General features: G+C 70.4%; 12 protein-coding genes. 4 read left to right on the forward strand and 8 right to left on the reverse strand.

Going from position 1 to position 14,933, the window contains the following annotated elements:
* Positions 1–99: 99 nt before the first annotated feature.
* The 3 genes from DX914_RS07010 to rnfB all read left to right on the forward strand — a co-directional run bounded on the left by DX914_RS07010 (position 100) and on the right by rnfB (position 3,269).
* Positions 100–537, forward strand: a complete 438-nt coding sequence (locus DX914_RS07010) for a DUF2147 domain-containing protein (protein ID WP_115858289.1) — start codon at positions 100–102, stop codon at positions 535–537.
* Positions 538–730: 193 nt separating this feature from the next.
* Entirely contained in the window at positions 731–2,797 is a 2,067-nt protein-coding gene (gene metG, locus DX914_RS07015; RefSeq protein ID WP_115858290.1) for a methionine--tRNA ligase, read from the forward strand.
* A 31-nt stretch (positions 2,798–2,828) separates the two neighbouring features.
* A complete protein-coding gene (rnfB, locus tag DX914_RS07020; RefSeq protein ID WP_115858291.1) occupies positions 2,829–3,269 on the forward strand; it encodes an Rnf electron transport complex subunit RnfB in 441 nt (146 codons plus the stop codon).
* Between the two features lie 162 nt (positions 3,270–3,431).
* On the opposite strand, the gene DX914_RS07025 is transcribed toward rnfB, so the two are convergent.
* From DX914_RS07025 to DX914_RS07050, 6 genes are all read right to left on the reverse strand, one after another.
* Positions 3,432–4,481 carry a TraB/GumN family protein gene (locus DX914_RS07025; protein ID WP_158549205.1) on the reverse strand — a complete coding sequence of 350 codons (1,050 nt, stop codon included), beginning with the start codon at positions 4,479–4,481 and terminating at the stop codon, positions 3,432–3,434.
* Positions 4,482–4,547: 66 nt separating this feature from the next.
* Positions 4,548–5,552, reverse strand: coding sequence for a DUF1684 domain-containing protein (locus DX914_RS07030; RefSeq protein WP_115858293.1), 1,005 nt, complete (start codon positions 5,550–5,552; stop codon positions 4,548–4,550).
* Between the two features lie 2 nt (positions 5,553–5,554).
* A complete protein-coding gene (gene mutL, locus DX914_RS07035; protein ID WP_115858294.1) occupies positions 5,555–7,399 on the reverse strand; it encodes a DNA mismatch repair endonuclease MutL in 1,845 nt (614 codons plus the stop codon).
* A gap of 138 nt (positions 7,400–7,537) precedes the next feature.
* Positions 7,538–9,151, reverse strand: coding sequence for an N-acetylmuramoyl-L-alanine amidase (locus DX914_RS07040; protein ID WP_115858295.1), 1,614 nt, complete (start codon positions 9,149–9,151; stop codon positions 7,538–7,540).
* Positions 9,152–9,238: 87 nt separating this feature from the next.
* The gene (tsaE, locus tag DX914_RS07045; protein ID WP_115858296.1) at positions 9,239–9,727 is read right to left on the reverse strand and encodes a tRNA (adenosine(37)-N6)-threonylcarbamoyltransferase complex ATPase subunit type 1 TsaE; all 489 of its coding nucleotides are present in this window, start codon (positions 9,725–9,727) and stop codon (positions 9,239–9,241) included.
* Entirely contained in the window at positions 9,724–11,226 is a 1,503-nt protein-coding gene (locus tag DX914_RS07050; protein ID WP_115858297.1) for an NAD(P)H-hydrate dehydratase, read from the reverse strand. Before DX914_RS07050 ends, tsaE begins: the two co-directional genes overlap by 4 nt.
* A gap of 25 nt (positions 11,227–11,251) precedes the next feature.
* On the opposite strand from DX914_RS07050, the gene queG reads away from it, so the two are divergent.
* A complete protein-coding gene (gene queG, locus DX914_RS07055; protein ID WP_425480657.1) occupies positions 11,252–12,340 on the forward strand; it encodes a tRNA epoxyqueuosine(34) reductase QueG in 1,089 nt (362 codons plus the stop codon).
* Between the two features lie 601 nt (positions 12,341–12,941).
* Here the strand turns inward: queG and pgi are convergent.
* Together pgi and panD are read right to left on the reverse strand one after the other, a co-directional pair.
* Positions 12,942–14,459, reverse strand: a complete 1,518-nt coding sequence (gene pgi, locus DX914_RS07060; protein ID WP_115858298.1) for a glucose-6-phosphate isomerase — start codon at positions 14,457–14,459, stop codon at positions 12,942–12,944.
* Positions 14,460–14,471: 12 nt separating this feature from the next.
* Positions 14,472–14,852: an aspartate 1-decarboxylase gene (gene panD / locus DX914_RS07065; protein WP_115858299.1), complete on the reverse strand. Its 381-nt coding sequence runs from the start codon at positions 14,850–14,852 to the stop codon at positions 14,472–14,474.
* Positions 14,853–14,933: the final 81 nt, after the last annotated feature.

Raw genomic sequence — 14,933 nt, forward strand, 5'->3', positions numbered from 1 at the left:
CCTGAACACCGTCTTCCATACGGCAACGGATGCGGTATAAAGGGACCAACCCGCGGAACGCCGCGCGGCCCAAGCCATGCTTATCCCTGGGAGGGGAACATGCGTACCAAACTGCTCGCATTGCTGCTGCTCGCGCTGCCGTTGTCGGCGTTCGCTCAGAACACGCCGGTCGGCACCTGGACCACGATCGACGACAAGACCCAGAAGCCCAAGTCCATCGTCGAGATCTACGAGGCGAAGGACGGCAGCCTGGCCGGCCGCGTCACCAAGGTGCTGCAGTCCGACCGCGGCCCCAACCCGGTCTGCGACAAGTGCTCGGGCGACCGCAAGAACAAGCCGGTCGAGGGCATGGTGATCCTGTGGGGCGTGCGCAAGAACGGCGGCAGCTGGGAAGACGGCAAGATTCTGGACCCGGCCACCGGCAAGATGTACTCGGTCAAGGTCACGCCGGTGGACGGCGGCAAGAAGCTGGACGTGCGCGGCTTCATGGGCTTCTCGCTGCTGGGGCGTACCCAGACCTGGGTGCGCCAGCAGTAAGCGGCGCGCCATCGCGTGATCGGGCGACCCGGCTTCGGCCGGGTCGTTTCGTTTTTGGGCGCCTGAAATAGCAGCCAATTGTGAGGTAAATCGCGGCTCACGCCGCTCCCACAGAAGGCCAGGGCGGGCGCGGGCCAGGGGGGTGGTGGCCGACGCGTGCCATAATTCCAGGTCTCCCACCGCACCGCCTGCCATGTCCCGCGAGCTCGTCGTTTCCTGCGCCCTGCCCTACGCCAATGGGCACCTGCACCTCGGCCATCTGGTCGGCTATACCCAAGCCGATATCTGGTGCCGCGCGCAGCGCATGTCCGGCCACCGCGCCTGGTACGTATGCGCAGACGACACCCATGGCACGCCGATCATGCTGGCAGCGGAAAAGGCCGGGGTCACGCCGGAGGCCTTCATCGCCGGCATCCAGGCCAGCCACGAGCGCGACTTCGCCGATTTCGGCGTGGCCTTCGACCATTACGATTCGACCAACTCGGCGCGCAACCGCACGCTGACCGAGGCGATCTACACCAAGCTGGACAACAACGGGCATATCGCCCGGCGTTCGGTGGCGCAGTTGTACGACCCGGTCAAGGGCATGTTCCTGCCCGATCGTTACGTCAAGGGCATCTGCCCGAACTGCGGCACCCCGGACCAGTACGGCGACAACTGCGAGAACTGCGGCGCCACCTATGCGCCCACCGAGCTCAAGGAACCGCGTTCGGTGGTCAGCGGCGCCACGCCGGAACTGCGCGAGTCCGAGCACTTCTTCTTCGAGGTCGGCGGCTTCGAGGCCTTCTTGCGCGAGTGGCTGGCCGGCGACGTGGCCATTCCCGGGGTCAAGGCCAAGCTGCAGGAGTGGCTGGACGCCGAGGGCGGCCTGCGCGCCTGGGACATCTCGCGCGACGCGCCCTACTTCGGCTTCCAGATTCCCGGCCATCCCGGCAAATACCTGTACGTGTGGCTGGATGCGCCGATCGGCTACCTGAGCAGCTTCCAGGCGCTGTGCGAGCGCGAGGGCCTGGATTTCTGGTCCTACCTGACCCGCGACAGCCAGGCCGAGCTGCACCACTTCATCGGCAAGGACATCGTGACCTTCCACGGCCTGTTCTGGCCGGCGGTGCTGCAGGGCGCCGGTTTCCGCGCGCCGACCCGGCTGCACGTGAACGGCTATCTGATGGTCAACGGCGAGAAGATGTCCAAGTCGCGCGGCACCTTCATCCAGGCGCGCACCTATCTGGACGTGGGCCTGGATCCGGAGGCGCTGCGCTACTACTACGCCACCAAGACCGGCGGCGGCGTGGACGACGTGGACCTGAACCTGGCCGACTTCGTCGCACGCGTGAACTCGGACCTGGTGGGCAAGTTCGTCAACCTGGCCAGCCGCTGCGCCGGCTTCATCGAAAAGCGCTTCGACGGCGCGCTGGCCGATGCCCTGCCCGATGCCGCCATGTACGCGCGCTTCGTCGAGCAGCTGGCGCCGATCGCCCAGGCTTACGAACGCAACGAGGCCGCGACCGCGCTGCGCCTGACCATGGCGCTGGCCGACGAGGCCAACAAGTACATCGACGAGCACAAGCCCTGGGTGCTGGCCAAGCAGGACGGCGCCGAGGCCACGCTGCAGGCGGTGTGCACGCAGGGCCTCAACCTGTTCCGCGTGCTCGCCGCCGCGCTCAAGCCGGTGCTGCCGCGCGTGGCCGGCCAGGCCGAGGCCTTCCTGGCCGCGCCGGTCGCGCTGTGGAGCGATCTGGACGCGCCGCTGCTGGCGCAGCGCATCCAGGCTTACGCGCCCTTGTTCACCCGTATCGACCCCAAGCACATCGACACCATGATCGAAGCCTCCAAGGAATCGCTGAAGCCCGCCGACACCGCTGCCGCTGCGCCGGTCGCCGCCGCGCCTGCTGCTGCGCCCGCCCCCGCTGCCGCCGCTCCGGCCACAGCCACCATCGGCATCGACGATTTCGCCAAGCTCGACCTGCGCGTGGGCAAGGTGCTGGCCTGCGAATTCGTCGACGGCTCGGACAAGCTGCTGCGCTTCCAGTTGGACGCGGGCGAGCTGGGCCAGCGCCAGATCTTCTCCGGCATCCGCGGCTCCTACGGCGAGCCGGAAACGCTGGTCGGTCGCAGCGTGGTGTTCATCGCCAACCTGGCGCCGCGCAAGATGCGCTTCGGCGTGAGCGAAGGCATGATCCTGTCGGCCGGCTTCGACGGCGCCGGCCTGTTCCTGCTCGACGCCGACAACGGCGCGCAGCCGGGCATGCCGGTCAAGTAAGCGGCCCAGCCACGGCCCCGCGGCCGCAGCCATGTCCACGCCCCTGTCCGCATCCGATACCGCCGCCGACCTGGTCGAGCGGCTGGATCGCCTGCTGCCGCAGACCCAATGCGGCCAGTGCGGTTACGCCGGCTGCCGGCCGTACGCGGAAGCGATGGCGCGCGGCGAAGCAGGCATCGACCATTGCCCGCCCGGCGGCGATGCCGGCGCGCGCGCGTTGGCGCGCCTGCTCGGCGTGCCGGCGCAGCCCTACGATCGCACGCGCGGCGAGCACAAGCCGGCGCAGGTGGCGCTGGTGGTGGAGGCCGATTGCATTGGTTGCACCAAGTGCATCCAGGCCTGCCCGGTGGACGCGATCGTCGGCGCGTCCAAGCACATGCATACGGTGATCGAACCGCTGTGTACCGGCTGCGAGCTGTGCGTGCCGGCGTGTCCGGTGGATTGCATCGTGCTGGTGGCTGCGGCCGGTTGAGAGCGGCGATGGTGTGAGCGACGACTCGAATCGAGACCGGCGCCGGCCGTGGTAGCGGCGCGGTCGCGGCTTGCGCCGCTCCTACCCTGGGCAATGAAGTACCGAGCTTCCCCCTTTGAAAAAGGGGGATTGAGGGGGATTTGCTCTTCGGTTACAGCTGGCTCAGCGCGCCGCGCTGCCGGTGGCGGCCGGCTGCGCCGGTGCAGGTGCGGCAGGCATCACGTCGGCGGTACCCGGCGCGCAGGCCGAGCACAGGCGCTCGATCTTGTAGCCCTTGGCGCGCAGCTTTTCGACCAGGCCGTCGTTGCCGAGCAGGTGCAGCGCGCCCACCACCACCAGGGTGTCGTCGCCGCGCTTGGACTGGTCCAGCATCTTCTGCAGCTGCGGCAACCAGGCGTCGTTGCGCTCGACGTTGACGATGCGATAGGTCTGCGGCGCCTTGGTCCGCATCTCGGCGCCGGTCAGCGCGTCGAGCTTGGCCGTGTCGCCGTCGCGCCAGGCGTTGTGCATGTCGGCGACCATGCCGGGCATCTGCTCCGGACGGCTGAGGAAATCGTCCAGGCCCGCGACCTGCTCGGCCATCGGCGAGCCGTCCAGCACCGCCAGCTGCGCGTCCATGGTTTCCAGGCCGCCGGTGGGCTTGCCGGCTTCGGCGGCGCGCTTCATCAGGTGCAGGTCCAGGCCCTGCTGCGGGCTGAAGCCCATGGCCTGGGCCACGCCCAGGAACAGCGACAGGTTCACGAACCAGGGTTCGTAGTTGTCCAGCGCCGATACCGGCACGCCCTGCTTGCCCATCAGGCGCGAGAGCTTTTCGTGCAGCTCGCCGGGCAGCACCTGGCTCAGCTTGCGGCCGTCGCTGTAGCCGGCCGCGGCCAGGAACTTGGGCGCGGCGCCCGGATCGTTCATCTGCTCCGGCGGCACTTCGAACACCAGCTTGTCGGCGGCGGCGAAGGCCGCGTCGATGTCGGGCGAGAGCGGGTAGTCGTCGCTCTTGAGCAGGTGGAACGACCCCAGCACGTAGATCGCGTTGTCCGCGTCGGACACCTTCCACAGCAGCGGCACCGGCGGCGCCTTCGCCGCGGTCGCGGACGCAGGCGCGGTGACGGGCTTGGCGGCGGGCTTGACGTCCTGAGCCGAAGCGGTGGCCAGCGACAGCGCGCCGGCGAGCAGGACCGGCGGCAGCGCGCGGACGAGGAAGGGTCGGAGCAACATGCGGTCGGTCCTGGCGAATGGAGGCGCGCCCATCGCGGGCGCGCGCGGAATCACGATGCTACAGGCTCAATGCGCAGCGTAGGCCTTTTCGCCCGCGGTGATCGCCAGATCCAGGCGATTTTCCGCCGGCGGCAACGGGCAGGTGGCGAAGGCGGTGAACGCGCACGGCGGGTTGTAGGCCTTGTTGAAGTCCAGCGGCACGCGGCCGCCGATGCCGGGCTTGGGCGCGTCCAGGAAGCGGCCCGCGCCGTAGCTGCCGTGGCCGTTGGTGCGGTCGGCGAACACCAGGAACAGGCTGTCGCCGCCCTCGTCCAGGGCTTCGATGCGATAGCTCTTGCCGTCGCGCTCGAACTCGACGTAGCCCGGGTTGGGCACCTGCTCGGTGGTGCCGACGATGTTGGCGATGGCGATGGTCTTGCCCGGCGGATGGGCGACGAACTTGCTGTCCACCACCCAGCCCGCGTCGGCCTGCCAGTACGGGATGTCCTTGAAGCCGGTGCGGGTGGGCGCGTCGGCGTGGCGCACGCGCAGGGCGTAGCGGTCGCCGCGCTTGATCACGGTCAGGATGCCCTTGCCCTCGTCGAAGCCCAGCTTGCTGGGGCCGGCGGGATCGGCGTCGGTGCGCAGCGTGGCCGCGCCCTTCAGCGGTTGGTCGTCCAGGGTCAGCGCGCTGCCGTTCTCGGGGACGAAACGCACGCTGCCGTTTTTCTTCAGATCGATCATGCCGAAGTGGCCGGGGCCCATGGTCAGGCGGATGCCGTTGTCGCGGTCGCTGCCGAAGTAATGCGGGCCCGGGTCCAGCCAGTGCAGGCCGATCAGGCTGGACCAGCCGTCGGGCTTGGTCAGGTTGGCCTTGCGCTGGTCGCGCCAGACCTGCTGCTCGCCGACGAAGGCGGCGCTGGTCGCGGCCGAGGGCTTGGCTTCGGCCTCGGTGCTGGCGCTGTCGCCGGCATCGGCGGCATCCAGGTCGCTTTCGGAACGCCCGCCGCCGCAGGCCGACAGCGCCAGGACCAGGGCGATGGGAAACAGCAGGTGCGGCGCTTTCGGCAGCCAGGGGTACGGCAGTCGCATGCTCAACGTCCTCGCAGGAACCAGCGGTCGATTTCGGACAGGCTGAAGCGCGCCCAGGTCGGCCGGCCGTGATTGCATTGGCCGGAACGCTCGGTCGCTTCCATTTCGCGCAGCAGCGCGTTCATTTCGGGCAGGGTCAGGCGGCGGTTGGCGCGCACCGCGCCGTGGCAGGCCATGGTCGCCAGCAGTTCGTCGCGCGCAGCGGCCACGCGCCGCGATTCGCCGTGCTCGCGCAGGTCAGCCAGCACGTCGCGCAGCAGCGCTTCCACGTCGCCGTGGGCAAGCAGCGCGGGCACGCTGCGCAGGGTCAGCGACTGCGGGCCGCTGCGGGTCACGTCGAAACCCAGCGCGGCCAGGGTCGGCGCCTCGCGTTCGGCCACGTCGGCCTCGCGCTCGGACACCGCCAGCGCGGCCGGCACCAGCAAGGGCTGGGTGCGCAGGCCCTCGCCGTCGTGGGCGTGCTTGAGCTTTTCGTAGCCGATGCGCTCGTGCGCGGCGTGCATGTCGATCACGATCAGGCCGTCGGCGGTTTCGGCCAGCACGTAGATGCCGTGCAACTGGGCGATGGCGTAGCCCAGCGGCGGCAGGCTGGCGTCGTCGCTGTGTGGCAGCGCCGGGTGCGGCGCCGGGCCGTCCAGGCCCGCCGGCGGCGCGTAGGCCTCGCCCGCGGGCGCGGGTGCACCGTAGGCGAGCTCGGCGCGCGGCGCGCCGTACAGCGCGGCGTAGCCGGCGCGGGTCTCCTCAACCTGCAGGCCCAGCGGACGCGTGGGCACGCGCCAGTTGTAGTCCGGCCGCGCGGCCTGCGCGGGGTCGTAAGCCGGTTGCGCATCGGCCACGCCCACGGCGCTGCCGGCGCGGGTTTCGGCCAGCGCGTCGTGCAAGGTGCGGTAGACGAAGTCGTGGATCAGGCGCGAATCGCGGAAGCGCACCTCGTGCTTGGCCGGATGCACGTTGACGTCGACCCGGCGCGGATCCAGCTCCAGGAACAGCACGTAGGCCGGCTGGCGGCCGTGGAACAGCACGTCGGCATAGGCCTGCTTGACCGCATGGGCGATGCTGCGGTCGCGCACCGCGCGGCCGTTGACGTAGAGGTACTGCTGATCGGCGCTGGCGCGGTTGTAGGCCGGCTGCGCGATCCAGCCGTGCAAACGCAGGCCGGCGCCGCTGTGATCCACGCGCAGCGCGTTGCGCGCGAACTCCTCGCCCAGGGTCTCGTTGATGCGCACGTCCGAGAGCAGATCGCCCTCGCCTTTCCAGCGCCGCGAGGCCTTGCCGTTGTGCGAGACGCGCAGCTCCACATCGGGGCGCGCCAGGGCCAGCTGGCGCAGCCATTCCTCGATGTGGCTGAGCTCCGTGCGCTCGGCCTTGAGGAACTTGCGCCGCGCGGGCACGTTGAAGAACAGGTCGCGCACTTCCACCGTGGTGCCCTGCGGGTGCGGCTTGGGCGCTACCTCGCCGAGGCGTCCGCCGTCGATCTCCAGCGCGGCGCCATGCTCGGCGCCGTTGCGGCGCGAGATCAGGGCGAAGCGGCTGACCGAAGCGATCGAGGGCAAGGCCTCGCCGCGGAAGCCCAGGGTGGCCACGCCCTCCAGATCGTCCAGCGAGGCGATCTTGCTGGTGGCATGACGCGACACCGCCAGCGGCAGCTCCTCGGCGGCGATGCCGGCGCCGTCGTCGCGGATGCGGATCAGCCGCGCGCCGCCCTCTTCCAGGTCGATGTCGACGCGGGTGGCACCGGCGTCGAGCGCGTTCTCCACCAGTTCCTTGACCACCGACGCGGGCCGTTCCACGACCTCGCCTGCGGCGATCTGGTTGATGAGGGTGTCGGGGAGCTGGCGGATGGGCACGGGGGACGGATCGGTCGCGGCGGCGCAGTGGCGCCTGATACCCGACGATCATAGCCGCTGCCCCACGGCCTCCGCGATCCGCAGTTTGCGATTCTGTGTCGCAGTCTCGCATCGCCGCCGCGCGGGGCGGCGGAAGGCTTAGGGACTGCCGCCGCCGGCGCCGACCAGGGCGGCGGTGGGCGGCGCCTGGGCGCGCGCGGCGTACAGGGTGCCCGGCGGCGGCTGGCGGGTGAAGTAGGTGTTGACGCCGTCCAGCACCGCGCGCGCCAGCGCGCGCTGGTGGGCGGGGTCGGTCAGGCGGCGCTCTTCTTCCGGGTTGGAGATGAAGGCGGTCTCGACCAGCATGGCCGGCATGTCCGAGGTGCGCAGCACCGCGAAGTTGGCGCGTTCGATCCGCGGCTTGTGGTTGTAGCCCACGCGCTTGAGGCCATCCAGCACGTGGCTGGCGGCATCTTCGGAGGCCTTCATGTGGCCGCTCTGGGTCAGGTCCAGCAGCACCGAGGTCAGGGTGTTGTCGGCTTCCTGCAGGCGCACGCCGCCGACCAGGTCGGAGGCGTTTTCCTTGTCGGCCAGCCAGCGCGCGCGCTGCGAGGACGCGCCCTTGAGCGAGAGCACGTAGACCGAGGAGCCCTTGGCCGCGCGGTTTTCGGCCGCGTCGGCGTGGATCGACACGAACATGTCGGCCTTGGCCTGGCGCGCCAGCTGGGCGCGGCGCGGCAGCGGAATGAACACGTCGCTGTCGCGGGTCAGGTAGGCCTTGAGACCGGGCGTGGCGTTGATCTGGCGCGCGAGCTCGCGCGCGATCGCCAGGGTCACGTCCTTCTCGCGCTTGCCGGCCTGGCCGATCGCGCCGGGGTCCTGGCCGCCGTGACCGGCGTCGATGGCGATGATCAGCGGACGCATGCCGCGGCCGCGCATCACGTCCTTCATGGTCTTGACCGCGTCGGGCGGCGTGGCCTCGGCCATCGCCGGCGGCGGCGGCACGGTGGCGGCGCCCGGCATCGGCGTGGGTACGCCGGTGGCGATGCGGGTGGGCACGCCGGTGGCGATGGTGGTTTGCACCGGCGGTGCGGTGTTGTTCGTCACCGTGGCCACCGAGGGTGCGGTAGCGCCAGGAGCGGCGGTAGACGGCGTGTTCGCCGGCGCGGCAGCGCTACGCGCTGCCAGTTCCGAAATCAGGCGCGTGGTCGCGGCGGCCGAAGCGGCGGCCTGATCGACGCCGCGCGTTTCCGACACCACGTTCGCGGTGGTCGCGCCGGACGCGGCCGGCGGCGGCACGGCGTTGGCAGCCGGCGTCTGCGCCGCAGGAGCTTGGGGGTTGGCGGCAACGGCCTGCGAGGCCGGCTCGCCGTCGCCCGGCCATTCCAGCACCAGGCGCGCGCCGTCGGCGGCGGTCTCGATGCGCGGCTTCAGCGCGGCCACGGGCTGGGCCAGGTCGAACACCACGCGCACGGTGCCCGGCGCGGGCTGGCCGGTACGCACCGACTTGACGATGCCGGCACCGGCCGGCAGGCGCAGGCCCTTGGCCAGGCTGGACGCAGGCAGGTCCACGGCCAGGCGGTCGGGGCCCTTGAGCGAAATGAGCTTGAATTCGGTGCCGCGATCCAGGGCGATCTCGGCGCGCGTGCCGGTGGCGCCGGTGCCGAGCTGCAAGCCTTTGATTTCGCTGGCATGGGCAAGGTTCCACGCCAGCGCGGCCAACAGGGCCAGGCCGAGCAGGAATTTCTGAACGGTGACGGCCTTGACGCGCATGGTCGGTAATAAAGCACCGGCGCCGAGGAATTGCAAGCACTTTTTCCTTAGGAATCCGGCACCTGCCGACACTTCCTAGGGTTTCGTTCACAAGTCCGCCGCAAGCTCCCGGCCAGCCGCCCGGGCCCAAGCCAAGCCCGCCGCCGAGGCCCCCAGCAGGCGGGCCGAGCGCCCCTCCCCGTCCACGGCCAGTTCCACCCGCAGGTCCGCGGCCGGCAGGGCGCCGCCGCCGCGGTCGGGCCATTCGATCAGCCACAGCACGGCCTCGTCGCCGTCCAGGCCCAGGAATTCCAGCTCGCCGGCATCGCCGATGCGGTACAGGTCCAGGTGCCAGGCCTCGCCGCCGGCGCTCAAGGGATAGCGTTCGACCAGGGTGTAGGTCGGGCTGCGGATCGCGCCTTGCACGCCCAGCGCGCGCAACAGCGCACGCGCGAGGGTGGATTTGCCGGCGCCCAGATCGCCGCTGAGGTGCACCACCGCTTGCGCCGGGCGCGTGCGCGCGAGCGCGGCGCCCAAAGCGTCGGTCGCGTCGGCGTCGCGCAGCGTCAACGCGATCGGTTCGTGCGCGGCAGTCATCGATGGTTCTCCTGCGGATTGGCCAAACGCCGCAACCACGGCATCAGATCGCTGGGCAGCAAGCCGCGCTCGCCGCCTTCTTGCGCTGCGGCGTCGCCGGCGGCGGAGTGCAGCAAGGCGCCGCATGCCGCCGCATCGTAAGCCTCCAGTCCTTGTGCGCGCAGTGCGGCGATCGTACCGCTGAGCACGTCGCCCATGCCGCCCACGGCCATGCCGGGATTGCCGGCGGCGATGACGACGACGGGATCTTGCGGCGACGCCACCAGCGTGCCGGCGCCTTTGAGCACCACCACGCAACCGTAGCGGTCGCACAAGGCCCGCACAGCGGCATAGCGGTCGGCCTGCACTTGCGCGGTGTCGGTGCCCAGCAGGCGCGCGGCTTCGCCGGGGTGCGGCGTGAGCACGCTATCGCCGCGCAGTCGGCGCGGCTGCTGCGCGAGCAGATTCAAGGCATCGGCGTCGAGCAGCAGCGGCCGCGCCGCCTCGATGGCGGCGGCGTACATCGCCCTGCCCCATTCGCCTTGACCCAGTCCGGGGCCGAGCGCGACGGCATCGGCGCGCGCCAGCGCATCCTGCACATCCGCCGCGTTGCCCGCCGCCCGTGGCATCGCTTCGGGCAACCGCGCCAGCAAGGGCGCAACGTGTTCGGCTTGGGTAATCGCCTCGACCAGACCGGCACCGCTGCGCAGCGCCGAGTGCGCGCACAGCACGATCGCTCCGCCACTGCCGTAATCGCCGCCGATGCACAGCACGCGGCCGTTGCGACCCTTGTGGCTGTTGCGCGCGCGCGGCGCCAACCAGCGACCCAGATCGCCGGCGTGGAGCAGGCGCGCGCGCGGCGATCGATCGAACGCATCGCCGTCGAGTTGCAGATCGGCCAGTGCGATTTCGCCTACGTGATCCAAGGCCGCGCCCGTGCGCAAGCCGCTTTTGCGGGCGATGAATTCCAGCGTGGCTGTGGCGACGACCGCAGGCGCATACGCGGCACCGCCATCGGCATCCACGCCGCTGGGCACGTCCAAGGCGAGCACCGGTGCCGACTGCGTGTTGATCGCCTCGATCAGGAGCGCCGCATCGGCGTCGGGTGCGCGCGACAGGCCGATGCCGAACAACGCGTCCACCACCACGTCGGCCTGCCAAGGCGCGCCTGCGTGCTCCGAGATCGGGCCGCCCGCCGCTGCGTATTCCTGCGCTGCGCGGCGCGCCAAGTCGCTACGCGGCGCATGCGCGGGCAGGCGCAACACCTGCGCCGTGCGGCCGGCCAATCGCGCATGCATCGCCAGCACATAGCCATCGCCACCATTGTTGCCGGGCCCGCAGACCACCACGATGCGCTGCGCCTGCGGCCAGCGCCGCAGCAGTTCGCGCCAGGCGGCGGCGCCCGCGCGGCGCATCAATTCGAACGCATCGCCCAGCTGCTGCGCCGCGCGCGCTTCGGCGGCGCGCAGCGCTGCGGCGTCGTAGAGGGCGGAATCGGAGGGGAATGCGGCCGTGGGCATCGCCGGATTCTATACTTGCCGCACCGTGAGCCCGCAGCCTGCCAGCCCCGATACCGCCACCGCGCCCGACTACGCGGCGCTGGGCCTGCGCATCCGCGCGCTGGCGCGCGAGCTGGGTTTCCAGCGCTGCGGCGTCGCCGGCATCGAGCTGGGGCCGGACGAGGACTACCTGCGCGACTGGCTGGCTCAGGGGCTGTACGGCTCGATGGACTGGATGGCCCGCCATGGCGAGCTGCGCGCGCGGCCGCAGGCACTGATCCCCGGCACCCTGCGGGTGATCTCGGTGGGCCTGGACTACGGTCGCAACGACGACGAGGACGCCTGGGCGACTCTGGCCGACGGCGACCGCGCCTATGTCGCCCGCTACGCTCTGGGCCGCGACTACCACAAGCTGATGCGGCAGCGCCTGCAGCGCCTGGCCGACCGCATCGCCGAGGCGGTGGGGCCGTTCGGCCACCGTGTGTTCGTGGACTCCGCGCCGGTGCTGGAGCGCGCGCTGGCGCGCAACGCCGGCCTGGGCTGGATCGGCAAGCACACCTGCCTGATCGACAAGGACGGCGGCTCCTGGTTCTTCCTGGGCGAAATCTACGTCGACCTGCCGCTGCCCATCGACGCGCCCGCCAGCGCGCACTGCGGCACCTGCACGCGCTGCATCGACATCTGCCCGACCCAGGCCATCGTCGCCCCGCACCGCCTGGACGCGCGGCGCTGCATCGCCTACCTCACCATCGAACACGAAGGCGCGATTCCCGAGGAACTGCGCCCGGCCATCGGCAACCGCATCTTCGGTTGCGACGACTGCCAGCTGGTCTGCCCCTGGAACAAGTTCGCCAAGCGCAGCGACGAGCCCGACTTCCGCGCACGCAACGATCTGGACCGGGCGACGCTGGCGCAGCTGTTCGCCTGGAGCGAGGACGAATTCCTGCAGCGCACCGAAGGCTCGGCGATCCGCCGCAGCGGCCATGAACGCTGGCTGCGCAATATCGCGGTGGCGCTGGGCAATGCGCCTGGCAGCGAGGAAACGCTGGCCGCGCTGCGCTCGCGGAGGGACCACCCGAGCGCGGTGGTGCGCGAGCATGTGGAGTGGGCGTTGGCGCGGCATGGTGTGAGGTGAAAGCGGTGGCGAGGCGAACGTGTCGCTGCGCGTGCCCTCACCCCAACCCCTCTCCCGCAAGCGGGAGAGGGGCTAAATCAGAAGCAGCGTCGAATGCATCCCCTCTCCCGCTTGCGGGAGAGGGCTAGGGTGAGGGGATGAGCGCAAAGCGCGAATGCTCTTGATCCTCGCTCGGGCACCGAACTCGCCGTCTCAACAGAAGACCCGTAGGGCGGCGCACAGGACGTGCGCCGTTTTCCGCTCGGGCAGGAGGCCCGATCGGAAAATCCCGGCGCCCGCTCCGCTCTCGCACGGGAGCTCTGGGGCAGCGTTTTTCTTTGGTGACTTTCTTTTGACGCTTATCAAAAGAAAGTGACCCGGCCGCTTGCGGACGGAAGCTGTTGCTGTTGCTTGAAGGCAAGAGCAAATCCCCCTCAATCCCCCTCAACAAAGGGGGAAGATAAGCAAGGGCGGAAGAAGAGGTAACAGGGGTTACGGCGCTGGTGCGGGTTCGCGGTCGCAGCTTGCGCAGCTCCTACAGGGACGATCGTGAGGTGTGTCGCAGGCGGGATTCGCGGTCGCGGCTGACGCCGCTCCTACCCACGAGCGGGAGCGGACCGGCTCAGCCGCGCAACTGCGCGATCAACTCCCGCGTCACCGGATCGTCCGCCTCCACCTCGCCGGCCAGCGCCGGCAGCAGCTTGCTGGCGACCTGCTTGCCCAGCTCCACGCCGAACTGATCGAAGGCGTTGATGCCCCAGTACACCGACTGCAGATACACGCTGTGTTCGTACAAGGCCAGCAGCGCGCCCAACGAGCGCGGGGTCAGCGCGTCGAGCAGGATCGTCGTGCTCGGCCGGCCGCCGGCGTAAGCGCGGTGCGGGTCGTCGCTGGCCTGGCCGTTGGCGAAGGCTTCGGTCTGCGCCAGCAGGTTGGCGTGCAGCGCGCGGTGGTTGTCGGCATAGGGCGCGTCGCGGCGGACCACGCCGATGAAATCGCCTGGCACGATCGAGGTGCCCTGATGCAGGGCCTGGAAAAAGCTGTGCTGGGTATCGGTGCCCACCCCGCCCCACCACACCGGCACGGTGTCGGCTTCGACCGCGCTACCGTCCAGTCGCGCGGACTTGCCCAGGCTTTCCATCACCAACTGCTGCAGATAGTTCGACAGCAGCTTGAGGCGGTCGTCGTAGGCGAGCACGGCTTGGGTGGCGTAGCCGAGCACGTTGCGGTTCCACACCGCCGTGGCGGCGTGCCAGGCGGCCAGGTTCTGCCGCAGCGGCGTGCGCAGCACGTGCGCGTCGATCTCGGCCGCGCCGGCCAGGAATTCCTCGAAGCGGTCCATGCCGATCGCCAGCGCGATCGGCAGGCCCACCGCCGACCACAGCGAGTAGCGGCCGCCGACCCAGTCCCACATCGGCAGGATGCGCTCGGGCGGAATGCCGAACGCGGCCGCGGGCCGCTCGAGATTGGCGCTGATCGCGTACAGGCGGTCGGCGGCGTGCGCGCCCAGCCAGTCGCGCACCACGGCGCCGTTGAGCAGGGTTTCCTGGGTGCCGAAGGTCTTGGAGATCAGCAGCGCCGCGGTGCGCGCCGGGTCCAGGCCGGCCAGGATGCGCAGGGCGGCGTGGCCGTCGACGTTGGACAGGAAGTGCACGCGGAAACGGCCCGGCGCGGCGCCGCTGAGCGCGTCGGCGGCCAGGCGCGGGCCCAGGTCCGAGCCGCCGATGCCGACGCTGACGATGTCGGTGACGTCGCTGGCTTCCAGCGCGGCCACGATCTCGCGCATGCGCGCACGCGCCTGCAGCGCCTGGGCATGGGCCTGGTGCGCCACGGAACTGGATGAGTAATCGCCGCGCAGCGCGGTATGCAGCGCCGGGCGGCCTTCGGTGACGTTGACGATCTCGCCGTCGAACAGCGCCTGCAGGCGGGCGACGGCGCCGGCCGATTCGGCGGCGGCGAACAGCCCCTCCAGCGCCGCGCGGTCGTAGCGCTGGCGGGCGAAGTTGGCGTAGAGCGGGCCGACCCGCAGGGCGAAATCCTGAGCGCGGGCCGGATCGGCGGCGACCAGTTCGGCCAGCGGTGAGGGGAGGACGCGCCCGACTTCAGCGCGTGGCGGACTCGGTCGGGCGTCTTCGCTCATTCGGCAGGATTCTCAGGCGGCCTGGGCCGGCATCGAGGTGTTGGTGTGGGTCAGCTGGTTGTGGCGGTCCACGTAGACCAGGGTCGGCTTGAACTTGACCGCCTCGGCCTCGTCGCAGATGCCGTAGGCGCAGATGATGACCAGGTCGCCGGGCTGCGCGCGGTGCGCGGCGGCGCCGTTGACCGAGATCACGCCGCTGCCCTCTTCGCCGCGGATGGCGTAGGTGACGAAGCGCTGGCCGTTGTTGACGTTGTAGATGTGGACCTGTTCGTACTCGCGGATGCCCGAGATGTCGAGCAGGCGGCCGTCGATGGCGCAGGAGCCTTCGTAGTGCAGCTCGGCGTGGGTGACCGTGGCGCGGTGGATCTTGGCCTTGAGCAGGTTCAGTTGCATGTTCTGTACTCCGTCCGCGGACGCGCGGGCGCGAAAGGCCGAAGTCTAGCAGCGCATGGCGCGCTGCAACATGGGCGCCCC

Origin of the sequence: Lysobacter silvisoli, from assembly GCF_003382365.1 — a bacterium.
In the GTDB taxonomy this organism is placed as follows: domain Bacteria; phylum Pseudomonadota; class Gammaproteobacteria; order Xanthomonadales; family Xanthomonadaceae; genus Lysobacter; species Lysobacter silvisoli.